This window comes from Enterovirga aerilata (genome assembly GCF_013044135.1).
GTDB lineage: Bacteria > Pseudomonadota > Alphaproteobacteria > Rhizobiales > Beijerinckiaceae > Enterovirga > Enterovirga aerilata.
This window is the reverse complement of record NZ_JABEPP010000002.1, coordinates 384459-405878: the sequence shown is the minus strand read 5'-3', so window position 1 is coordinate 405878 and position 21420 is coordinate 384459. Positions and strand designations below refer to the sequence as shown.

The following is a 21420-nucleotide window of genomic DNA, read 5'->3' as shown; positions in this document are numbered from 1 at the left end:
GGATCGACACCTTTTTGCCGCCCGGCGTGGCCGATATGCCACGGCTTCGCGATCCGATCGGGTCGACTCAGCCGAGGAAGAGATCCGGTCGGCGCAGCCGCAGGGTCTGCACCAGCAGGAGCGTCTTCATGTCGTCGAGCCGGCCGTCATCGGCCATTGCGGCGAGTTCGCCGAGCGGGAGCTCCAGCTTCGTGATGTCCTCGTGCTCCGTCGCGAGGCCGCCGCCCTCGCCGCGGACGTCGGATGCCGAGTAGGGGGCGAGGAAGAGATGCATCCGCTCGGTCGAGATGCCGGGCATGGACCACACCGTCGAGACCGGCTCGAGCTCGGCCAGGTGAAGGCCCACCTCCTCCTCCGCCTCGCGCCGCGCATCGGCCACCGGGTCGTCGCTGTCCAGCAGCCCGGCCGGGCATTCGAGGAGGTCCTGCCCGCCAGAGACGAAGAGCACCGGCGTCCGGAACTGGCGGACCATCATGGCGACCCGCCGTTCGGGGTCGTAGGGCAGCACGGCGACCGCGGCGCCGTGATCCTCGAGCTCGCGCCGGATTTCACCGCCGTCCGGCTTGCGCAGGGTGGCGAGGAGAAGGCTGCACCAGCCTTCGTGCTTCGGCTCGGTTCTGACGATGGCGTAGGGCATGATCGCTTCCGGGAACGCGGCTGGGGCGGTCAGACCACCCTGAATTCCTCCGGATCCCAATCCGGATTGGGATAGCGCGGGTTCATCTCCTCCAGCGTGCGCCGCACGATGGAGGCGATTGCGGCGTTGCGCGCCCATTTCTTGTCGCTCGGGATCACGTACCAGGGCGCGAGCTCGGTCGAGCAGCGCGAGAGCACCTGCTCGTAGGCGTGCATGTAGTCGCTCCAGAGCCCCCGGTCCTCCAGGTCGCCGGGATCGAACTTCCAGTGCTTGCGCGGGTCCTCCAGCCGCGCCTTGAGCCGCTCGGCCTGCTCGTCCTTCGAGATATGGAGCATGAACTTCAGGACCTTCGTCGAGCTCGCGATCATGTCCTCGAAGGCGTTGATCTGGTTGTAGCGGTGCTCGATCACATGCGCGGGCGCCAGCTTGCGCACGCGCCCGATCAGAACGTCCTCGTATTGCGAGCGGTTGAAGATGCCGATCGTCCCGCGGCGCGGGCAGGCCTTGTGCACGCGCCAGAGGAAGTCGTGCGCGAGCTCTTCCGGCGTCGGCCGGTTGAAGGCCGTGACGACCACCCCGACAGGGCCGGTCGCCCGGAACACGGCCCGGATCGTCCCATCCTTGCCGCTGGTGTCCATGCCCTGGAGAACGATCAGGAGCGCGCGCTGTCCTTCGGCGAAGAGCCGGTCCTGAAGCCCGTCGATCTCGATGGCGTCCTCGAGACGCTTGCGCGCCTCCTCCTTGGTGCCGATCCGGGAGGTGTCGCCCGGGTCGATTCGGGAGAGGTCCACCTTCGAGCCGGGCTCGACGACGAAGTGTTTTCTGAGGTCGTTCATGATCCCGGCCGGGGTTTCCGCACAGAGCCGGATTCCTTAGACGAGCCGCAGCGCGGTTTCACCCGGCTTCCGCTGTGACGAGCCTGTCGATCGAGGCGAGCCGGGGGTCTGCGTCGAACCCGTTTTTCGATCCCGCCTGCCTCGACCCTCGGACGGCGCTTCTGCAAAAGGGCCGGCCAGGGGTCGGGGAGAGGCATGGATCAGATCAAGGCTCGGCGGGCATGGTCGCGCTGACGGCGCTCGCCTCCGCCGCCTGCTACGCCCTGGCGCTGGTGCTGGCGCAGATCGGGCTGCGCGGGCAATCGGTCCTGGCCGGCGCGACCGTGAGCCTGCCGACGACCGCGCTCGTCCTCTGCCTGATCGGCCTGGTGCGGCTGGACCCTGCCGGCTTCGAGCCGCGTGCCGCGGCGATCTTCGCGGGAACGGGGCTGTTCTTCCCGGTCGCGGTGACGCTTCTCTCCTTCCAGGGGAACCGGTTGCTCGGCCCGAACCTGGCCGGCGCGCTGGGAAACGCGACTCCTGTCTTCGCGGTGGCGTTCGGCATCCTGATTCTCAGCGACCACCTCACGGCTCAGGGAGCGGTCGGCCTCGCCAGCATCCTCGGCGGGGTGGCGCTCCTCTCGATTCGAGGCAGGCTGGAGACGCGGACCTGGTCGGCGGTCTCCCTCGCGATTCCGCTGGCCGCCGCGGTCATCCGCGGCACCGCGCAGCCCGTCGTGAAGCTCGGCCTCGCCTTCTGGCCGGATCCGCTGGCCGCAACCGTCATCAGCTACGCCGCGTCGGCCTTCGTCATGCTGGCCGTCTCGTTCTGGCTGGGCCGCGGCAGGCCGCTCCTGCCCGACCTCAAGGCCGCGCCGCTCTTCGGCTGCGTCGGCCTGCTGAACGGGGCTTCGGTCCTTCTTCTCTACTCGGCCCTGTCGATCGGCCGCGTGAGCGTCGTCGCGCCGCTCGTCGCGATCTACCCATTGTTCACGCTCGCCTTCAGCACGGTGCTGCTGCGGGGCGAAAGGCTCCATGCCCGGCTGGTCGCTGGGATCGCGGCGACGGTCCTCGGCGTCGTGCTGCTGCTCGCGAAAGGCTGAGCCCGCTCACATTGCGGGAGCGGCGGTGGCGAGCGGACCGTGAGGTGGAAAGGCGGCCCGCGAAGAAGTGAACGGGTTCTGCAACGGCTCGACCTCACGTACATTCGGTCCGAGCGGCGGCAGATCGCAACGCCGCCGGGTGGGCGGAAAGCCAAGTTGGGCCGAGGACCGGACGGACCGGATGCGTAAGGCGAACGAGGTTGATTTCTGGCGCGGTCTCGCGCTCGTCTCCATCTTCATCAACCACATCCCGGGCTTCACCTTCGAGCGGCTGACCCATCGGAACCTCGGCCTCTCGGATTCGGCCGAGCTGTTCGTGTTCCTGGCCGGCTGGTCGCTCCGCCGGCTGTCCGATGGCGTCACGGAGAATTTCGGCCTCGGCCGGCTTGTGCTGCGATTGGGGCAAAGGGCGGTGACGCTCTACGCCGCCCAGATCCTGATCACCATGATCGCCATCGGGCTGATCGCCGCCGCCGCCCTGCTCCTGGAGAACCCGCTGCTGCTCGAGTGGCACAATGCCGCCGCCGTGTTCCAGGACCCCGTTCCGGCCCATGTCGGGCTGATCCTGCTCTCGCATCAGCTCGGCTTCTTCGACATCCTGCCACTTTATGTGACCCTGATGCTGGGATCGCCGGCGCTTGCGGTGATCCACCATCTCCAGCCTCGGCTCGTGCTGCCGCTTTCGCTCCTGATCTATGCGGTGGCGCTCACCTTCGAGATCAACCTCCCGACATGGCCGGTCGAAGGCAACTGGTACTTCAATCCCTTCGCCTGGCAGCTCGTCTTCGTGCTCGGCTTCAGCCTTGCGGGGCAGTCGCCGGTCCGGGCCGCCATCCGCCGGCACCGTCCCGCCGTGCGCGGCGCGGCCGCAATCCTGCTGCTGGTCGGGCTGGTCGTGGCCAAGACGAACTGGGCGCCCGATCCGACCGAGGTACCCTGGCCGCCGCTCTTCTTCATCTTCGACAAGACCTTCCAGACGCCGGCCCGCCTCATTCATTTTCTCGCGCTCGTCGCCGCGTTCGGAGGCACGTTCTACCTGGTGGCGCGGCATCTCCGTCCGGTCGCGCTCTTCCTGTCGATGCTCGGCCGGAATTCGCTCAACGTGTTCTGCGTGGGATCGCTGCTCAGCATCGCCGCGCAGATCCTGCGCTTTGCGCTCGGAGGTGATATATTGATCGATCTCCCTATCCTGTTGATCGGGATAGCCCTTCTGGGGTTTACGGCATGGCTGTCCGAGTTGCGCGCACGGCTTCAGGAGCGCTCCGCGCGCTTGCCGCTGCCTCCCTCTGCTGCCTGACGGCGCTGCCGGGCAGCGCCGCGGCGCAGGTTGCGGAAGCGCCGCCTCCGCCTCCACCCCAGCTCAGCCGGCTGTGCGAGGCGCCGAGTGCGGACATCACGAGCGCCGCACCGCTTCCGCGCACGGTCGAGAAGCTGCGCAAGGGCGGCGAGCTGCGCGTCCTGGCCATCGGAACCTCCGCCGTCGGCGGCGCAGGCAGCCCGCCCAAGAACTACCAGGCGCAGGTGGAGGCGATCCTGGAGCAGGCGTTCAAGGGCCTGAACGTCGTGATGGTGAACCGGGGCGTATCCGGCGAGGTCGCAGCGCTCACGGCCGAGCGCATCAAGCTCCAGGTCGCGCTGGAGAAGCCCGACGTCGTCCTCTGGCAGGTCGGTACGAACGACGCCCTGGCCCGGGTCTCGGCCGAGGATTTCGAGCGGTCCGTGCGCGAGACCGTCCAATGGCTCAAGGAGCACCGGGTGGACGTCATCCTGGTCGGCCTGCAGTACAGCCCCAAGCTCGCCGCGGACGAGAACTATGCCGCGATCCGCGGGGCGTTGCGGCAGGTCGCGGCGAGCGAGAACGTGCCGCTGGTCCGGCGCTACGCCGCGATGGAATTCCTCGAGCGGGGCCGCAAGGGCGAGATCGCGCCGATCGACACCACGGATCTGAACGACCTCGGCTATCGCTGCATGGCCGAGCACATCGCCCGGGCCATGGTGGTGAGCGCCTTCCCGAAGGCGGTTCTCTCGCCGGGGCCGAAACCCGCTGCGCCGGAGTGATGGCCGTGTAGACGGCCGTCTCAGGCAACGCGGCGGTCGATCCCGTCGGCCGGCATCCGGTAGCGCAGCTCGCCGATCATCCCGACGATCTGCTGCGGCTGATAGGGCGTGCGGATCGAGGGCGCGCCCTTGACCTTCGCTTCGTCCGGGATGCGATGCGGCGCGCGCGAGGCGTAGATCACGTCGATCCGGGGATGGAGCAGGCGGGCCGCCTTGGCCACTGCGAGCCCGCTGAGGTCGCCGCCGATATCGGCATCGACCACGAGGACGTCCACGCGCCGCTCGGATTCCAGGATCCCCATCGCCTCCGCCCCATCGCGGGCGAGAAGCGGCTCGTAGCCGTACATGTTGAGTCCGTTCGCGGTGATCTGACGGGTAAGGCCGTCACTCGCGACGAGAAGTACGCTCAGTGGCCTGCTCACGGTCCATCTCCGAAACACTCGCTCGAAGCAATGCGGATGCCGGGGGGCTCTGGGGAGCTAGAACGGCGGCGATCGCTCCAGAGGTTGACGATGTGTCAACTCGACCACTCAACCTCTAACGATTGGTAAAATATTCGGATGGCCGGGGTCTCTGCCCGGCGGTGTGGCCGAAGGGCCGCTATCTGGGAAACCGGAGAAGGCGAAGCGGCCGCGGGACGCGCGCGAGCCGGCGCGCCAATGCTGCGGCCCGCCGGCGCCCCTGCGATGCTTCGAAAGCTAAAGCCGGACGGCGTGGACCGAATGGTCGGCGCGCGCCGCGCGCTCGGCCGCTGCCGCGATGTCCAGCGGCCGCCAGGGCTTCGGAACGTAGACGCAGTTCGGTGGGAGATCGCCGAGGCGCCCGCCCGGGGCGCCCGAGGTGACGATGACGCTGATGCCGGGCCAGAGAACGGATACGCTGCGCGCAAGCGACACGCCGTCCATGGGGCCCGGCAGATTCACGTCGGCCACCAGGACGGTGACCTCGCCGCTCCGGTCCCGCAGGTGCTGGATCGCATCCTCGGCCGTCTGGACCTGCCGAACGCTGAGATCGAGCTCCTCCAGCAGCGCGGCGCCGAGTTCGCATTGCGCGAGATCGTCCTCGACGATGAGCGCGATCGGCTTGCGGTGCGGCGCATAGGTCATCGGTTCGCCTCCGTCGCCCCGGAATGCGCGCGCCAACCTGTGGAGCCGGCGCGAGTCGGTTGCTCCGACCTTGTCCGATTATTCTTCAGAGTGGCCCATCCCGTCCGCTCGATCAACCCCGCCGGCGAGAAGCCATGCGCCGAGCACCATTGACGGCTCCTCTGGGCCTGACCAGAAGCAGGCCGCAGCACCCGTTTGGTCGGCCGGAGGAGGGAGGTCGCCATGAACCAGCCTGTCACGACAGCCGCGATGAGCGTCCGGCCGCTCTGGCTCAACCTGATCGGCGGCGAGCGCCGTCCGGCCGCGGACGGCCGGACCCTCGACGTCCTGTGTCCCTCCGACGGGCTGCCCTTCGCGGCGATCGCGCGCTCGGGCGCTCCGGATGTGGATGTCGCCGTCCACACCGCGCGCGCCGCGTTCGACGGCGCCTGGGGCCGGCTCACAGCGACGGAGCGCGGACGTCTCCTGGTGAAGCTCGGCGAGGCCATCTCGGCCCGGGCGGACGAACTCGGCGAGCTGGAATCGCGCGACACCGGCAAGCCCCTGTCGCAGGGCCGGGCGGACGCCCTCGCCTGTGCGCGCTATTTCGAGTTCTACGGGACGGCGGCCGACAAGCTGCACGGCGAGACGATCCCGTTCCTGAACGGCTACACGGTCGCGGTCGTGCGGGACCCGCACGGGGTGACGGGCCATATCGTGCCCTGGAACTACCCGATGCAGATCTTCGGCAGGTCGGTCGGCGCGTCCCTCGCCTGCGGCAATGCCTGCGTCGCCAAGCCGGCCGAGGATGCGGGCCTGACCCTGATCCGGATCGCCGAGCTCGCCCTCGATGTCGGCTTCCCCGAAGGTGCCCTGAACGTCGTCTCGGGCGTTGGGGAGGAGGCGGGCGCGGCGCTCGCGAGCCATCCCGGGATCGACTTCATCTCGTTCACCGGCAGTCCGGAAGTCGGCGCGCTTGTTCAGGCCGCTGCCGGCCGCAACCATATCGGCTGCACGCTCGAGCTCGGCGGCAAGTCGCCCCAGCTCGTCTTCGCGGATGCCGATCTGGAGGCCGCGGCGCCGGTCCTCGTGAAGGCGATCGTCCAGAACGGAGGTCAGACCTGCTCGGCAGGAAGCCGCGTTCTCGTGGAGCGCAGGGCCTATGACGAGGTCGCCGGGCGCGTCGCCGAGCTCTTCGCTGGGGTGCAGGCCGGGCCGCATGACCGCGACCTCGATCTCGGCCCGATGGTGAATGCCGGCCAGAAGGCGCGGGTGGAGCGCTTCGTCGGCGCGGCGCGGATGGCCGGGGTGCCGGTCCTCGCCGAGGGACAGGTCGTCCCCGATGCGCCGGCCGGCGGCTTCTACGTGAAGCCGACGCTCTTCGGTCCCGTGCCGCGGGCGAACGATCTTGCCGTCGAGGAGGTGTTCGGCCCCGTCCTCTCCCTCCTGCCCTTCGAGGACGAGGCCGATGCGATCCGGCTCGCCAACGGCACGCCCTATGGTCTCGTTGCGGGCGTCTGGACGGGCGACGCGCGGCGCTCCATGCGGGTCGCCCGCGCGATGCGCTGCGGCCAGGTCTTCGTGAACGGCTATGGTGCCGGCGGGGGCATCGAGCTTCCCTTCGGGGGCGTGAAGAAGTCCGGCCACGGACGCGAGAAGGGGTTCGAGGCGCTCTACGAGTTCTCGGCCTCCAAGACGATCGTGCTCAACCACGGCTGATCGGGCAGATAGGGCAGGGAGGACGCAGTGAGGCTCCGCAACAGAACCGCGATCGTCACGGGCGCGGCCCAGGGTTTCGGCTACGGCATCGCCGAGGCTTTCATTCGCGAGGGCGCGCTCGTCGCCATCCTCGACATCAACGGCGAGGCGGCGCAGCGCGCGGCCGAGGCCCTCGGGCCGGCCGCGACCGCGTTCCGCTGCGACGTTGCCGATTCCGCAGAGGTCGCGCAGGTCGCGGAGGCCGCGATCCGGGGCCTCGGCGGGCTCGACATCCTGGTCAACAATGCCGGGACGACCCATCGCAACCGGCCGATGCTCGAGGTCGGCGAGGAGGAGTTCGACCGGATCTTCGCCGTGAACGTGAAGTCGATCTATCTCTTCGCCAAGGCGGTGATCCCGCATTTCCGGGAGCGGGGACGGGGCGTCGTCCTGAATATCGGCTCGACCGCCGGTATCCGGCCGCGCCCCGGGCTCACCTGGTACAATGCCTCCAAGGGCGCGGTGAACCTGATGTCGAAATCGATGGCGATCGAGCTCGCCCCAGACAAGATCCGGGTGAACGCCATCGCGCCGGTGGCGGGCGACACGCCGCTGCTCGCGAGCTTCATGGGCGAGGACACGCCGGAGAAGCGGGCGGCGTTCCAGGCGACGATTCCGTGGGGCCGGCTCTCGACGGCGCAGGACATCGCCAACGCCGCCCTGTTCCTCTGCTCGGACGAGTCGGAGATGGTCACGGGCGCCGTGCTGACCGTCGATGGCGGCCGCTGCATCTGACCCCGGCAGGAGTCCAATGAGCCAGCTTTTCTCGCCGGTCCGGATCGGGCCCCAGGAGTTCGCGAACCGGATCGTGATCTCGCCGATGTGCCAGTACAGCGCCATCCACGGCGATGCGAACGACTGGCACATGGTCCATCTCGGCTCGCTGGCGATGTCGGGGGCGGCGCTCCTCGTCCTGGAGGCCACGGCCGTCGAGGAGATCGGCCGTATCAGCCATGGCGATCTCGGGCTCTACGGCGACGAGAACGAGGCGGCGCTGCATCGCGTCCTCGGTTTCTGCCGCAAGCACGGCTCGGCCAAGCTCGGCATCCAGCTTGCGCATGCGGGGAGAAAGGGATCCGCGCAGGCGCCCTGGGAGGGAGGCCGGGCGCTCGGGCCGGAGGGCGATCCGTGGGAGACCGTCGCGCCCTCGGCCCTGCCGTTCGCGGAGGGATGGCACACGCCGCGCGAGGCGAGCGAGGAGGATCTCGACCGCATCGTCGCGGCCTTCGCGGCGGCGGCGGAGCGCGCGGTCCGGCTCGGCTTCGAGGTGATCGAGGTCCATGCCGCGCACGGCTATCTCCTGCACCAGTTCCTCTCGCCCGTGTCGAACCGGCGGGCGGACCAGTATGGCGGCAGCCTCGCCAACCGCATGCGCTTTCCGCTTCGCGTCTTCGAGGCCGTGAGCGCAGCCTGTCCTCCGGAGGTGGCGATTGGAGCGCGGATCACCGGCTCCGACTGGATCGAGGGCGGCATCGACATCGAGGAGGCGGTCGCCTTCGCGGCCGAGCTGAAGGCGCGCGGCTGCCACTATGTCGACGTGACGAGCGGCGGCATCGCGCTGAACGCCAAGATCCAGATCGGGCCCGGCTATCAGGTGCCCTTCGCGGCCGAGGTGAGACGCCGGGTCGGCATGCCGGTCTGGAGCGTCGGGCTGATCGTGACGCCGGAGCAGGCCGAGGATGTCGTGGCGAGCGGGCAGGCCGACATGGTCGCGCTCGCCCGCACGGTGCTCGACGAGCCGCACTGGCCCTGGACGGCGGCGCAGGTGCTCGGTGGCGAGGTCGTGCGGCCGCCCCAGTACCAGCGCGCGGCCCCGGCGGTCTGGCCCGGCGCGGCCTACAAGCGAACCGGCCGGGCCGGGCCGCGCCTTGCAGCGGAATGATGCGCCGGCCCGCGGCGGCGTATAGGATGCCGGACCACGACGGCGAGGCGGGATGAGCGGACAGGGTACTCTCGAACGCCGGGTGACCACCCTCGAGCAGGAGCCCGAGGGCGGGAAGCTCGTCACGCGCCACATCCTGGAACAGACCCGCCGGAACGGCGACGACATCGCCGCCATTCGGACCCAACTCGCCCGGATGGAAGCTCGCCAGGACCGGACCGATGCGGAAATTCGTGCGATCCGAAGCGACGTCGCCGGATTGAAGAACGACATGGAGTCGCTTCGTTCCGAATTGCCCGGCATGGTCGCCGAGACGATGCGCGAGGTTCTGCGCGAACGGGATCGCTGACGCGCAAACAGGGATTCAGAACATGGCCGAAGTCTTCGTCTGCGACGCGGTTCGCACCCCGATCGGGCGCTATGGCGGAGCGCTCGCCTCCGTCCGGGCCGACGATCTCGCCGCCATCCCGATCCGGGAGCTGGTCCGGCGCCGGCCCGGGATCGCCGAGGCGATCGACGAGGTGGTGCTCGGCTGCGCCAACCAGGCGGGCGAGGACAACCGGAACGTCGCCCGCATGGCGGCCCTGCTCGCCGGGCTCCCGGAGCGGACGCCGGCCGCGACCATCAACCGCCTCTGTGCGTCCGGCATGGATGCGATCGGCGCGGCTGCGCGTGCGATCAAGGCCGGCGAGGCCGATCTCTGCATCGCGGGCGGGGTCGAATCGATGACCCGCGCGCCCTTCGTCATGGGCAAGGCGGCGCAGGCCTTCCAGCGCACGGCCGAGACCTACGACACCACGATCGGCTGGCGCTTCATCAACCCGCTGATGAAACAGCAATACGGCGTCGATTCCATGCCGGACACGGCCGAGAACGTCGCCGAGGAGTTCCAGGTCGGCCGTGCCGACCAGGACGCCTTCGCGTTCCGCTCGCAGCAGCGCGCCGGGCGGGCGCAGGCCGCGGGGATCTTCGCGGCCCAGATAGTCCCCGTGGAGATTCAGGGGCGCAAAGGGGACGTCGTCAGGGTCGAGAAGGATGAGCATCTGCGCCCGGACACCACCCTCGAGGCCTTGTCGAAGCTCAAGCCGATCCGTGCCGGCGGCAGCGTCACGGCGGGCAACGCCTCCGGGGTCAACGACGGCGCCGCGGCCGTCATCCTGGCCTCCGAGGCCGCCGTGGAGCGCCACGGGCTCACGCCGCGGGCGCGGATCCTCGGTCTCGCTTCCGCCGGGGTGCCGCCGCGGATCATGGGGATCGGCCCCGTTCCGGCCACCGGGAAGCTGATGGAGCGGCTCGGGCTGAAGATCTCGGATTTCGATCTCATCGAGCTCAACGAGGCCTTCGCCTCGCAGGTGCTCGCCTCGCTCCGCCAGCTCGGCGTGCCGGACGATGCCGAGCACGTGAACCCGAATGGCGGCGGGATCGCACTCGGCCATCCGCTCGGCATGTCCGGCGCGAGGATCGCGACGGATGTGGTGCAGGAGCTGAATCGCCGCGGCGGCCGGCTCGGGCTCGCGACGATGTGCGTCGGCGTCGGCCAGGGCGTCGCGATGGCGCTCGAGAGCGTGCAGTAGGGGCCGCCGGCCGGCGGCTCAGTGCAGGATCTTGCGCTTGAGCAGCCGGTTCCGATCGGTCGAGGGGACGGCGACGTCGTAGACCCGGCCCATGCGGTGGATCCTGAGCGGGACCTGCACGCCCGCCTGACCCAGCGACCAGACCTGGCGGTACAGCTCCGCCAGCGTCGCCACCTCCGTTCCGGCGACGGCCAGGACGATGTCGCCGACATGCAGGCCCGCAGTCTCGGCCGGCCCGCCCTCCGCAAGTCCCGCGACGACCACGCGGCCGTCGACCTCGGTCGCGTAGACGCCGAGCCACGGCCTCACCGCCCGGCGCGGCGCTCCGGTCGCCAGCATGTCGGCCAGGACCGGCTTGAGGAGGTCGATCGGGACGATCATGTTGAGGTTCTCCTCCGTCCCGCCGCGATCCTGCTGGAGCTGCAGCGAGCCGATGCCGAGGAGGTGTCCGCTCCCGCCGATGAGCGCCGTCCCGCCCCAATGCGGGTGAGGGGGGCTGGTGAAGATCGCCTCCTCCAGAAGGTACTCCCAGTAGCCGGCGAATTCCTGCTTCGCGATGACGCGCGCGGCGACCGAGCGCTGCCGGCCTCCGGCCCCGGCGACCACCACGCCGTCGCCGATCCTGACCTCCGCGGAGGAGCCGAGAGGGAGCGGCGGGACGTCGATGCGCCCGAGCGCCTGGACGAGGCCGAAGCCGCTCTCGGGGTCGTAGCCGAGCACGTCTCCGCCGACCACCCGCCCGTCGTTGAGCGTGAGCCAGATCGTCGAGGCCTCGGTGATGAGATAGCCGATCGTCAGGACCAGCCCGCGCTCCCCGATCAGGACGGCGTTGCCGGCCCGCTCGGTGCCGAGCGTATCCGCCGTGAAGGCGTCAGGCGGGATCGCCGAGCTCAGGGCCATCACGGCGCCGAGCGCCCGGTCGAGGTCGAAGTCGTAATCCTCCGGCCGCGGCTGGGCGGCCCGGGGAATCTTCCATTCGGCAGACGGCATGAACCTCTCGCGCCCGAAACGGCCGAGCTTGCGGCCCGGCGATCTACGGAACTGAGGTCGCGCCCTGCCGTTCCACGCGACTCGACGAAAAGCCGGGCGCGGAGGCCGGCCCGTCAGCTGTGCGGGATGAAGGTCCCGAGCCCGCGGAAGAGCTGGCTCACGAAATTCGCCTCCTGCCCGCCGGCCTCGGTCTTGCGGGAGATGAAGTCGAACACCTTGCCGTCCTGCATCCCGTAGAGCGCGACGCGCTCGACCCGGAGCCCGTTGTTGAAATAGATCGCCGTGACGCGCTGGTCGGTCACGGTGTCGCCCATGAAATGGAGCGTGCGGCTCTTCACCTGGCTGATGTAGTACCAGCTCTTGTTTCCGACCGTGGAGACGGTGGAGGGCGTGCCCATGATCTGCAGCACCTGCTCGGCCGGCATGCCGGGCTTCACCTGGGCGAGGGCGCGCTCGTCCAGCACGTAGCCGTGATGGAGGTCCTCGCCGACCATGCAGCCCGAGACCGTGAGCCCCAAGAGCGTCGCCGCCGCGATCCGTCCAACGAAGCTCCTGCCCCGCAGCCGCATGAATCCCCCTTTTCCGGCCTTCGCCGCATGGTTCCGCGGCGGGTGAGCTACCGGGCGGTTATGGCTTTGACAAGGCGGTCGGGTTCGGGCTCGGTGGAGAGCATGTTCGGGTTCAGGCGGAAGAATTCGGGGCGGGAGCTCGTCGAAGGGCTGCATGCCCGCGTGGTGGAGGCCTCGCGCCGTCCGGAGCTGTATGTCGAGGCGGGGCTGCCCGACACGATGGAGGGCCGCTTCGAGGCGCTGACGCTGCACGCGCTGCTGGTGCTGAGGCGGCTGCGGCAATTGCCGCCGCCCGCGGACGACGTCGCCCAGGAGCTGGTCGATGCCGTCTTCGCGCATCTGGAGATCGCGCTCCGCGAGATGGGGATCGGCGATTTCGGCGTGCCGAAGCGGATGAAGAAGCTCGCCCAGGCCTTCTTCGACCGCACGGCCAAGTACGACGCGCTCATCGCCTCAGGCGATGCGGGGGGCCTCGCGGCGGAAATGGCGGGCCGGCTCGGGGCCGAGCCGGCGCGGCTCCGGCCCTTCGCCGATCTCGTCCTCGCGAGCGAGGCCCGGCTGGCCGTGGCCGATCTCGACGCGATCCTTGCCGGGCCGCCCTTCGCGTCCGCGAGCCCGGCCGCAGCCGCGGAGGCGAGCCGATGACACCCGACGATGTCGCGCCGCTGTCGCGGCCCTTCTCCGTCCTGCACCTGCCGCCGCAGGGAACGGAGGTCGAGGTCGAGACCACGGCCGAGGAGCGCGGCGCGCTCGCGCGGGATCTCGGCCTGCCCGCCATCGAGGCGCTCTCGGCCCGCTTCCATGTCCGGGGCACGCCGGCGCGGGTCCATGTCCGCGGCCGCGTGAGCGCCACGATCGTGCAGAGCTGCGTCGTGACGCTCGAGGATTTCGCCTCGGAGCTGGCGGAGGAGGTCGAGGTGACCTTCCGGGCGCCGGCGGCGGACGGGAAGCGCTTCGACCCGGCCGAGGAGGTCGAGGCCGATCTCGACGCGCCCGATGATCTCGTCGGCGACCGCATCGACCTCGGCGCGATCACGGCCGAGTTCCTGGCGCTCGGGCTCGACCCCTATCCGCGCAAGCCCGGCGTGGAATTCGCGGCGGACCCGGAGGAGGGTGCCGAGGGGGCGGGCGGCTCGCCCTTCGCGGCGCTCGCCCGCCTGCGGCAGGAGCGAGGCTCCTAGCCCGCCGGCGCCGCGGCCCCGGGAAGCGCGGCGGGCGTGATCGCGACCGATTCGCCGCAGCCGCAGGCGGAGGTCTGGTTCGGGTTGTTGAACACGAAGGTCGAGGAGAGCTTGGTGGTCTGAAAATCCATCTCCGTCCCGAGCAGGAACAGGATCGCCTTCGGGTCGATCAGAACCTTCACGCCCTTGTCCTCGACCACCTCGTCGGTCGGGCGGATCTCCTCGGCATATTCCATCGTGTAGGACATGCCGGCGCAGCCGCCATTCTTCACGCCGACCCGGAGCCCCGCGATCGGCTTCGGCGAGCGCGCGATGATCTCGCGCACGCGGTTCGCGGCGGCGTCCGTCAGGCTCACGACCTTCATGCGCGGCAATGCCATGCGCCTTGTCCTCTGGCACGGGCGGAGCGAAGCGCTCCCTGTCGCTCACGATGTAGCGCTCGGGCGGGCTTTTTTGAAGGCGGACCGGGATAGGAGCGTCTGGCGACGTTCGCCCACGCGCTGTCCGTCCCCGGTGCGAGGTCGGTCACCGCAGGTGCTGTCAAAGAGCCCTTCCCGAATCCTATGAGGGGAGCGGGACGCCGGTTCTCCGGGTCTTCGGACGAAGGAGCGGACTCCTCCATCCTGCGCGCGTCGGCCGCCAACGCGACCGGTGCGCACGCGGCTCCCTCGCCGGAGGGGAGGGCTAGCCCTATAGGAATAAAAGCAAGTTTTGTCAACCCCGCCTTCCTGGCGAGCGCAGCGAAGCCATCCAGGCCTTGCGCAAAGGCTGGATTGCTTCGTCTCGGCTCCTCGCGATGATGGCGGCCATCCCGGCTGGCCGAAGCGTCGGACAGCGCTCCTGTCATCCCCGGCGGGCGCGTAGCGCCCGGGAAGGGGATCCAGACAGCCGGCGGGAGGTACGTACGCCCCTGGATTCCCTTCCCCTCCGGCGGTTCCGCCGCCCCGGCCGGGAATGACGGTGGCGTGGCTCGGCGCCGTCCCCGACGAGCGCGGGCCGGTGCAGATTGCTCCCTCACGCCCCGCGCCGTAAGAGGCGCTGTTCTCAACAGAAACAGCTTTGACCATGTCCAAGGCCGACAGGCTGAAAGCCCGGCTGCCGCGCGGCTTCGCCGACCGCCCCGCCACCGATCTCGCCGCCACGCATCGCATGCTGGAGAAGATCCGCGAGGTCTACGAGCTCTACGGTTTCGAGGCGCTGGAAACGCCCTTCGTCGAATACACGGAGGCGCTCGGAAAATTCCTGCCCGATCAGGATCGCCCGAACGAGGGCGTGTTCTCGTTCCAGGACGACGACGAGCAGTGGCTGTCGCTGCGCTACGACCTGACCGCGCCGCTCGCGCGGCATGTCGCGATGCGGCTCGACGAGCAGAACATCACGCTGCCCTTCCGCTCCTACCGGGCCGGCTGGGTCTTCAGGAACGAGAAACCCGGCCCCGGCCGCTTCCGGCAGTTCATGCAGTTCGACGCCGACACCGTCGGCTCCGCCTCGGTCGCGGCCGATGCCGAGATCTGCATGATGGCCGCCGACGCCTTGGAAGCCGTCGGCATCAAGCGCGGCGACTACGTCATCAAGGTCAATAACCGGAAGGTTCTGGACGGCGTGCTCGAGGCGATCGGGCTCGGCGGCGAGGACAAGGCCGGGCAGCGGCTGACGGTGCTGAGGGCGTTGGACAAGTACGATCGGCTCGGAGAGGAGGGTGTCAGCCTCCTACTCGGAGACGGACGCAAGGATGAGAGCGGCGATGTCACGAAAGGTGCGGGCCTGAACAGCGACCAAATACACCGGATCCTTTACCTTTTTGGCGCTCGCGGCGACGCTGACGCACTTGTGAACTTTCAAATCCATCACGGCGAGGAGGTCCCTCACGAAGAGGGAGGTCGAGCCATCCAGCTCGAAGCGGCGCTGTTTCACAGGTTAGGTATCGCCACACACGGCTCCGAAGTCGGCGAGGCAGGTCTCAATGAACTCAAGATAATAGCTGAATACATCAGAGCTGCCGGTTATGGTCCAGACCGTGTCATCATCGACCCCTCCGTCGTCCGCGGGCTCGAATACTATACCGGCCCGGTCTACGAGGCCGAGCTCACCTTCGAGGTGAAGAACGACGAGGGTCAAACCGTGCGCTTCGGTTCGGTGGCCGGGGGCGGGCGCTATGACGGGCTCGTCGGGCGCTTCCGGCCCGAGCCCGTGCCGGCGACGGGGTTCTCGATCGGGGTCTCGCGCCTTCTCTCGGCGCTGCAAATCGTGAAATCGCCGATCGTCACCGGCGAAGAACAGCTCGGCCCGGTGGTCGTGCTCGTCATGGACCGCGACCGCATCGCCGATTACCAGCGCATGGTCGCCGAACTGCGCAACGCCAAGATCAGGGCCGAATTGTACTTGGGCGGCGCAGGCATGAAGGCGCAGATGAAATACGCCGATCGCCGCCGCGCGCCCTGCGTCGTCATCCAGGGCTCGAACGAGAAGGCGGCGGGCGAGGTGCAGATCAAGGATTTGATCGAAGGCGCCGAGCGCGCACGGGCCGACGCGGCGGGCGCATCCAATGCCGAATACCGGGCCGCACGGCTCGCGCAGGTCTCCGTTCCCGAACAGAACCTTGTGGAAGAGGTCCGAAAAATCGTCTCTCGCCGGAACCATTAAGTCTCTTCCGTCCTGAATACTTGAAAGCCTGGGAACCTTGGCCTAACGGGCGCTGTTACCCACGGCCAAGCTTGAGAGCAGGAGTCCGCCACATGGCGAAGAGAACGAAGACGAGCGGCGAGACGAAGGCTCCCGCCCGCGGCAGAAAAAGTGCCGAGGAGATGTCGGCGGCGAACGGGAACGGCGAGAACGGCAGGACCGAGGCGAAGGGCCGGGCGGCGAGGTCACGCAGCGCGAAGTCGAACGACAGCACGTCTGCCGAGGCGGCTCCCGCGAGGACGGCGCGCGGCGCCGCGCGGGCCAAGAGCGGCACAACCTCCGCGCGGAGCGGCGGGCGGCGGGCCAAGGCCGAAGAGGGCGTAGTCGCGAAGGCCACCCGGGGGGCGAAGGCCGCGGTCGAGACCGTGACCGAGCCGGTCGCGACCGCCGCCAGGCGCACGGGCCGCGCCGCGACGGGCGCCCGCAGGTCGGTCACGCGGAGCGCCGTGCGCGCGGTGCCGGAAGCGCCGAGCCTGCCGACCGGCGATGTCGGCCAGTTCGTGAAGAGCGTCGGCAGCCAGATCGTCGGCGCGCTGAACACCGATGTCGGCCGCGTGATGGTGGCGGAACTCCTGGTCTATGTCGCCAAGTCGCTCACCAAGGCGGCGGCGAATACCGAGACGGGCAAGGACGCGACCGACGCGCTGGTGAATGCCGGCGCGAAGATCGGCGCCGCTGCCGCGAGCGCAGGCGCGAAGTTCGTCGAGACCGGCGCGACCGCCGCGACCTCCGGGGCGGATGCCGCGAGCGGCGCGGCGAGCTCCGCGAAGGACCTCGCCCGCGAGGTCGCCCAGGTCGCGGTGAGCACGGTCGGCTCCGTCGTGGCGGAGGCGGCCACGAAGGTCATCAAGGGGCGCGGGCGCAAGCGCGGCTCCGCCGGGGACAGCGTCGCAGGCGGCGGAGCGGGATCCGCTCCGGCTCCCGCGCAGAGCGGCACGCCGCGTCCGCCGCAGATCTGACCGCAGGGGCGGCCCCGCGCGGGCCGCGGCTGGTGTGGCCCGTTCGGCACATCGGTGCGCGAACGGGCTCGCCGGCCATTTTCCGGGTATAGCAAAGGCTAAATTCGGGTACCGTCCGCGTCGTCCCAACCCGAGTCGCGGGCGCTCACGTGGTCGTCAGGTCCTTCCTCCTCGCCGCCGCCGTGCTGGCGCTCGCCGGCCCGGCTCTCGCGCAGGGCGAGGGCGCGGCCGGGGAGCAACCGGGGGATGCGGTCGCATCCGATCAGCCGGGCTCCCAGCCGCCGGCGGACTCGATCCAGAGCGCGCTCCGTCCGGCCGGGGATCCGGGCGGGCTGCGCGGCACGCTCGCCGCGCGCGGGATCGCGTACAGCCTGACCTATATCGGCGAGGGGCTGGGCAACGTGTCCGGCGGGCAGCGGCGCGGCGCGACCTATGCGGGCCGCCTCGACGGGCAGCTCGACATCGATCTCGGCCGCCTCGCCGGCTGGGGCGGCGCCACCGTCCACACGAATGTCTACCAGATCCACGGCCGCGGCCTGTCGCGCGATCATCTCGGCAACCTGCTCGCGGTGAGCGGCATCGAGGCGCTGCCCTCCACGCGTCTCTACGAGCTGTGGCTGGAGCAGCGGCTCTTCGACGGCCGGCTGTCCGTGCGGGCCGGGCAGCTCGCGGCGGATACCGAATTCGTCGTCAGCCAATACGCTGCTCTGTTCATGAACTCGACCTTCGGCTTCCCGGGCCTCCTGGCCGCCGACCTGCCGAATGGCGGCCCGGCCTATCCGCTCGCGACGCCCGGCATGCGGGCGAGGTTCGCGCCGGACGAGAGCTGGTCGGCGAGCGTCGGCCTCTTCAACGGCGCGCCGGCGGGCCCGCGCTCCGCCGACCCCCAGCGCGACAATCCCGACGGCCTTGCGTTCCGGACGCGCGATCCGGCGCTGGTCATGGCGGAGCTCGCCTGCAGCTACGATGCCGGGATCGCCGGCGCGGCGCTGCCGGGCACCGCCAAGCTCGGCGCCTGGGGGCATCTGGCGCGCTTCGATCACCAGCGCCTGGCCGAGCCCGGTCCGGGCGCCGCGGCGCCGCTCCTGGCCGATCCGACGAGCTCGGGGATCGGCCGAAGGCTGCCCGGAAACGTGGGCGGCTATCTCGTCGTCGACCAGCTTCTCTACCGCCCGCCGGGGAGCGAGGACGGCGGGCTCGGCATGTTCGCGCGCCTTCTCGGCGCGCCGGGCGACCGCAATCTCGTCGGCTTCTACGCCGATGCCGGGCTGACCTATAAGGGCCTGCTGCCCGGGCGGCCGGACGACACCGTCGGCGTGAGCTTCGCCTACGCGCGGGTCTCCGACGCCGCGCGGGCCTTCGATGCCGATCTCGGCGTCTTCGCCCCGGGCGCGTTCCGGCCGCAGCGCAGGAGCGAAGCCGTGCTCGAAGCGACCTACCAGGCGCAGATCGTCCCGGGCTGGACCGTGCAGCCGGACTTCCAGTACATCCGCCGGCCCGGAGCCGGGATGGCCGATCCGCGCAGCCCGACGGGCGCCGCCGTGAAGGATGCAGCGGTGTTCGGCCTGAGAAGCTCCATCCGCTATTGAGATCGCAATCCCGCCGAGCTTGCACCTGCGGGTATACGCGCCGTTAAGCACCGCTATCCCATCTTCGTGACGGAGGAGGATGCGGGGAATGCGACGGCTCAAGCTCGCGCCGGCCGGTGATTTCGGGTTGGGCGAGGCGAAGCGCGGGCCCGTGACGCTCGGGGTTGCGGGCCTCATCACCACGTTCGCCGTCCATGCCACGCTGATCGCGAGCCGGGCGATCGCATGGTGGGTCGTGACCGCCCGCATCGAGGCCGACCTTGCCCGCGAGCGTTCCGAGGTCCCGCCGTCGGGGTCGCCGCGCAGGGCCGTCTGGGCGAGGCTGCTCTAGCCTCCCGCACCCCCAAGGCCTCACTGACGTCGAAAGTCGTCGATCCGGAGGCCGATCTCGGCTATCGGGACGGCCTCGACGCCCATGATCCCTTCCGTCTCAGCTCATGACGAGCTCGTCCGGCTCTTCGCCCGGCGCGGCTCCACCCTGGTGGACACGCCGATCCTCCAGCCCGCCGCGCTTTTTCTGGAGCTCTCCGGCGAGAGCATCCGCCGCCGCCTGTTCGTGACGCAGGACGGGGAGGGACGCGAGTTCTGCCTCAGGCCCGAGCACACGATCCCGGTCTGCGTGGCGCATGTCCGCTCGGGGCGGGACGCGGGCGAATACTGCTATCTCGGCCCCGTGTTCCGGCAGCGTGCCGGCGAGCCGAGCGAATTCCTCCAGGCCGGCGTGGAGTCGATCGGCAACCGGGACGCGGCCGCCGCCGATGCCGAGGTGTTCGCGCTCGCCATGGCGGCGCTCGATCTCTATGGGCGCCGCGGCGTGGAGGTGCGGATCGGCGATATGGGCCTGCTCGAGGCCGTGCTCGACGCGCTCGCCGTGGCGCCGGCGGCGCGGCGCCGGCTCGTTCGGCAGCTCTCGGCGGGGCGCGGCATCGAGGCGGCGCTCGCGGAGGAGCCCAGGCCGGCGGGGGCCGATTACGCGGGCCTCCTCGGCGCGATCGAGGGCCAGGATCCGCGCGCCGCGAAGGCCTTCGTGGAGGACGTGATCTCCATCGCCGGGATCTCGGCCGTCGGCGGCCGGAGCGCGGCCGAGATCGCGGAGCGCTTCCTGTCGCGCGCGGCGAATCGCTCGGGCGGGCTTGCGGGCGAGGCGCGCGAGGTGCTGCGCCGCTATCTCGCGATCCGCGGCGATCCGGGCGGCGCGGCGCGCGCCATGCGCGAGCTCGCGCGCGGCGCCGGGCTCGATCTCGGGCCGGCGCTCGGGCGCTTCGAGGCCCGCTGCGAGGAGATGGCGCGGCGCGGGGTCCCGCTCGACGGCGTGACCTTCGCGGCCGATTCCGCACGCAACATGGACTACTACACCGGCTTCATCTTCGAGATGCGCGATTCCGCGGCGCCGCCCGGGCGCTTCCTGGTGGCCGGCGGCCGCTACGACCGGCTGCTGGAGCAGCTCGGCGCGGCCGCTCCCATGCCCGCGGTGGGTTGCTCCTTCTGGCTCGACCGCCTTGCCGGAGGCGCCGCATGAGCGACGCCCCGCTCGTTCTCGCGGTCCCGTCCAAGGGGCGCCTGCAGGAGAACGCCTCCGCGTTCTTCGCGCGCGCGGGCCTGCCGCTCACCCGCACCCGCGGCACCCGGGACTATCGCGGCACGCTCGCCGGCGTGCCCGAGGTCGAGGTGCTGTTCCTGTCCGCGGCTGAGGTCGTGGCGCAGCTCGCCTCCGGCGGCGCCCATCTCGGCGTGACGGGCGAGGACCTCCTGCGCGAGGGCGTACCGGACGCGGATGCGACGGTGCAGATCGTCACCGGGCTCGGCTTCGGCCACGCCAACGTCGTGGTCGCGGTGCCGCAGGCCTGGATCGACGTGCGCACCATGTCGGACCTCGACGAGGTCGCGTCCGACATGCGCTCGCGCCACGGGCGGCGGCTGCTCGTCGCGACGAAATACTTGAACCTGACGCGCCGCTTCTTCGGCGAGCACGGGATCGCCGACTACCGCATCGTCGAGAGCCTCGGGGCCACCGAAGCGGCGCCGGCGAACGGCGTGGCGGACCTCATCGTCGACATCACGACGACCGGGGCCACGCTCGCGGCCAACGGCCTCAAGGTCGTGGACGACGGCCTGATCCTGCGCTCGGAGGCGAACCTCATGGCCTCGCTCGCGGCGCCCTGGGGCGAGGGCGCCCGCCGCAGCGCGCGTCAGCTCCTCGCCCGGATCGCCGCCGAGGAGCTCGCACGAACCACAAGGGAAATCCGTGCGACCCTTGCGGGCGGGGCGGCGATGGCGGAGAGCATCGGGCGGCAGTTCGGCGCCACGCTGCCGGACGGGACGGAGAACCGGGCCGAGACGGTGCTGCGCTGCCCGAGCGGACAGGTGTTCGACGTCGTGGAGGCGCTCATGGCGGCAGGTGCGGCGAACGTGACCGTCCGGACGCTCGACTACGTGTTCGAGCCGGCCAATCCGCTCGCCGACCGGCTCTTCGCGCGGCTCCCGGCCGACGCGGCAGCTGATCACGTTGTTTCGATCGGGCGCAGCTTCTAACCTGCA

Annotated in this window: 23 protein-coding genes; 16 read left to right on the top strand and 7 right to left on the bottom strand. The window is 70.2% G+C overall.

Annotated elements, in window-relative coordinates; translation table 11 throughout:
- Window positions 1-67 precede the first annotated feature (67 nt).
- Window positions 68-637, bottom strand: coding sequence for an NUDIX domain-containing protein (locus HJG44_RS07200; protein WP_171217678.1), 570 nt, complete (start codon window positions 635-637; stop codon window positions 68-70).
- A 29-nt stretch (window positions 638-666) separates the two neighbouring features.
- Window positions 667-1473 (bottom strand): PPK2 family polyphosphate kinase, encoded by an 807-nt coding sequence (locus HJG44_RS07195; protein WP_171217677.1) that lies wholly within the window; start codon window positions 1471-1473, stop codon window positions 667-669.
- A 221-nt stretch (window positions 1474-1694) separates the two neighbouring features.
- On the opposite strand from HJG44_RS07195, the gene HJG44_RS07190 reads away from it, so the two are divergent.
- The 3 genes from HJG44_RS07190 to HJG44_RS07180 all read left to right on the top strand — a co-directional run bounded on the left by HJG44_RS07190 (window position 1695) and on the right by HJG44_RS07180 (window position 4613).
- Window positions 1695-2555: a DMT family transporter gene (locus tag HJG44_RS07190; protein ID WP_171217676.1), complete on the top strand. Its 861-nt coding sequence runs from the start codon at window positions 1695-1697 to the stop codon at window positions 2553-2555.
- Window positions 2556-2736: 181 nt separating this feature from the next.
- On the top strand, window positions 2737-3852 hold the full coding sequence (locus HJG44_RS07185) for an OpgC family protein (protein WP_171217675.1): 1116 nt from the start codon (window positions 2737-2739) through the stop codon (window positions 3850-3852).
- Window positions 3780-4613, top strand: coding sequence for an SGNH/GDSL hydrolase family protein (locus HJG44_RS07180; protein ID WP_171217674.1), 834 nt, complete (start codon window positions 3780-3782; stop codon window positions 4611-4613). Before HJG44_RS07185 ends, HJG44_RS07180 begins: the two co-directional genes overlap by 73 nt.
- Before the next feature lie 20 nt (window positions 4614-4633).
- Here the strand turns inward: HJG44_RS07180 and HJG44_RS07175 are convergent, their stop codons facing one another.
- Both HJG44_RS07175 and HJG44_RS07170 read right to left on the bottom strand, forming a co-directional pair.
- A complete protein-coding gene (locus HJG44_RS07175; RefSeq protein ID WP_171217673.1) occupies window positions 4634-5035 on the bottom strand; it encodes a response regulator in 402 nt (133 codons plus the stop codon).
- Window positions 5036-5311: 276 nt separating this feature from the next.
- Entirely contained in the window at window positions 5312-5719 is a 408-nt protein-coding gene (locus tag HJG44_RS07170; protein ID WP_171217672.1) for a response regulator, read from the bottom strand.
- Between the two features lie 249 nt (window positions 5720-5968).
- Here HJG44_RS07170 and HJG44_RS07165 point away from each other — a divergent pair, with 249 nt between their 5' ends.
- Genes HJG44_RS07165 through pcaF form a run of 5 tightly spaced genes read left to right on the top strand, consistent with a single transcriptional unit; the run spans window position 5969 to window position 10912 of the window.
- Complete coding sequence (locus HJG44_RS07165; protein WP_246736149.1) at window positions 5969-7417, top strand: aldehyde dehydrogenase family protein; 1449 nt, start codon at window positions 5969-5971, stop codon at window positions 7415-7417.
- 27 nt (window positions 7418-7444) lie between these two features.
- Entirely contained in the window at window positions 7445-8191 is a 747-nt protein-coding gene (locus HJG44_RS07160; RefSeq protein WP_171217670.1) for a glucose 1-dehydrogenase, read from the top strand.
- Window positions 8192-8207: 16 nt separating this feature from the next.
- Entirely contained in the window at window positions 8208-9338 is a 1131-nt protein-coding gene (locus HJG44_RS07155; protein WP_171217669.1) for an NADH:flavin oxidoreductase/NADH oxidase, read from the top strand.
- 52 nt (window positions 9339-9390) lie between these two features.
- On the top strand, window positions 9391-9687 hold the full coding sequence (locus HJG44_RS07150; protein WP_171217668.1) for a hypothetical protein: 297 nt from the start codon (window positions 9391-9393) through the stop codon (window positions 9685-9687).
- 22 nt (window positions 9688-9709) lie between these two features.
- Window positions 9710-10912 (top strand): 3-oxoadipyl-CoA thiolase, encoded by a 1203-nt coding sequence (gene pcaF, locus HJG44_RS07145; protein ID WP_171217667.1) that lies wholly within the window; start codon window positions 9710-9712, stop codon window positions 10910-10912.
- Window positions 10913-10930: 18 nt separating this feature from the next.
- Here pcaF and HJG44_RS07140 read toward each other — a convergent pair whose 3' ends face one another.
- The gene (locus tag HJG44_RS07140; RefSeq protein WP_171217666.1) at window positions 10931-11902 is read right to left on the bottom strand and encodes a S1C family serine protease; all 972 of its coding nucleotides are present in this window, start codon (window positions 11900-11902) and stop codon (window positions 10931-10933) included.
- Window positions 11903-12015: 113 nt separating this feature from the next.
- Window positions 12016-12471, bottom strand: coding sequence for an outer membrane protein assembly factor BamE (locus tag HJG44_RS07135; RefSeq protein WP_171217665.1), 456 nt, complete (start codon window positions 12469-12471; stop codon window positions 12016-12018).
- A gap of 102 nt (window positions 12472-12573) precedes the next feature.
- On the opposite strand from HJG44_RS07135, the gene HJG44_RS07130 reads away from it, so the two are divergent.
- Both HJG44_RS07130 and HJG44_RS07125 read left to right on the top strand, forming a co-directional pair.
- Window positions 12574-13116 carry a ubiquinol-cytochrome C chaperone family protein gene (locus HJG44_RS07130; protein ID WP_171217664.1) on the top strand — a complete coding sequence of 181 codons (543 nt, stop codon included), beginning with the start codon at window positions 12574-12576 and terminating at the stop codon, window positions 13114-13116.
- Window positions 13113-13652 carry a YceD family protein gene (locus HJG44_RS07125; protein ID WP_171217663.1) on the top strand — a complete coding sequence of 180 codons (540 nt, stop codon included), beginning with the start codon at window positions 13113-13115 and terminating at the stop codon, window positions 13650-13652. Before HJG44_RS07130 ends, HJG44_RS07125 begins: the two co-directional genes overlap by 4 nt.
- Here the strand turns inward: HJG44_RS07125 and sufA are convergent.
- On the bottom strand, window positions 13649-14032 hold the full coding sequence (sufA, locus tag HJG44_RS07120; protein ID WP_171217662.1) for a Fe-S cluster assembly scaffold SufA: 384 nt from the start codon (window positions 14030-14032) through the stop codon (window positions 13649-13651). The two genes, HJG44_RS07125 and sufA, sit on opposite strands and share 4 nt — an antisense overlap.
- 685 nt (window positions 14033-14717) lie before the next feature.
- On the opposite strand from sufA, the gene hisS reads away from it, so the two are divergent.
- The 6 genes from hisS (at window position 14718) to hisG (ending at window position 21414) form a co-directional block, all read left to right on the top strand.
- Window positions 14718-16295 (top strand): histidine--tRNA ligase, encoded by a 1578-nt coding sequence (gene hisS, locus HJG44_RS07115; RefSeq protein ID WP_171217661.1) that lies wholly within the window; start codon window positions 14718-14720, stop codon window positions 16293-16295.
- Window positions 16296-16387: 92 nt separating this feature from the next.
- A complete protein-coding gene (locus HJG44_RS07110; protein WP_171217660.1) occupies window positions 16388-17293 on the top strand; it encodes a hypothetical protein in 906 nt (301 codons plus the stop codon).
- A gap of 149 nt (window positions 17294-17442) precedes the next feature.
- Window positions 17443-18882 (top strand): carbohydrate porin, encoded by a 1440-nt coding sequence (locus HJG44_RS07105; RefSeq protein ID WP_171217659.1) that lies wholly within the window; start codon window positions 17443-17445, stop codon window positions 18880-18882.
- An 88-nt stretch (window positions 18883-18970) separates the two neighbouring features.
- Window positions 18971-19213 carry a hypothetical protein gene (locus tag HJG44_RS07100; RefSeq protein ID WP_171217658.1) on the top strand — a complete coding sequence of 81 codons (243 nt, stop codon included), beginning with the start codon at window positions 18971-18973 and terminating at the stop codon, window positions 19211-19213.
- 84 nt (window positions 19214-19297) lie between these two features.
- Complete coding sequence (locus HJG44_RS07095; protein WP_171217657.1) at window positions 19298-20401, top strand: ATP phosphoribosyltransferase regulatory subunit; 1104 nt, start codon at window positions 19298-19300, stop codon at window positions 20399-20401.
- Complete coding sequence (hisG, locus tag HJG44_RS07090; RefSeq protein WP_171217656.1) at window positions 20398-21414, top strand: ATP phosphoribosyltransferase; 1017 nt, start codon at window positions 20398-20400, stop codon at window positions 21412-21414. The genes HJG44_RS07095 and hisG overlap by 4 nt, the downstream gene beginning before the upstream one ends.
- Window positions 21415-21420: the final 6 nt, after the last annotated feature.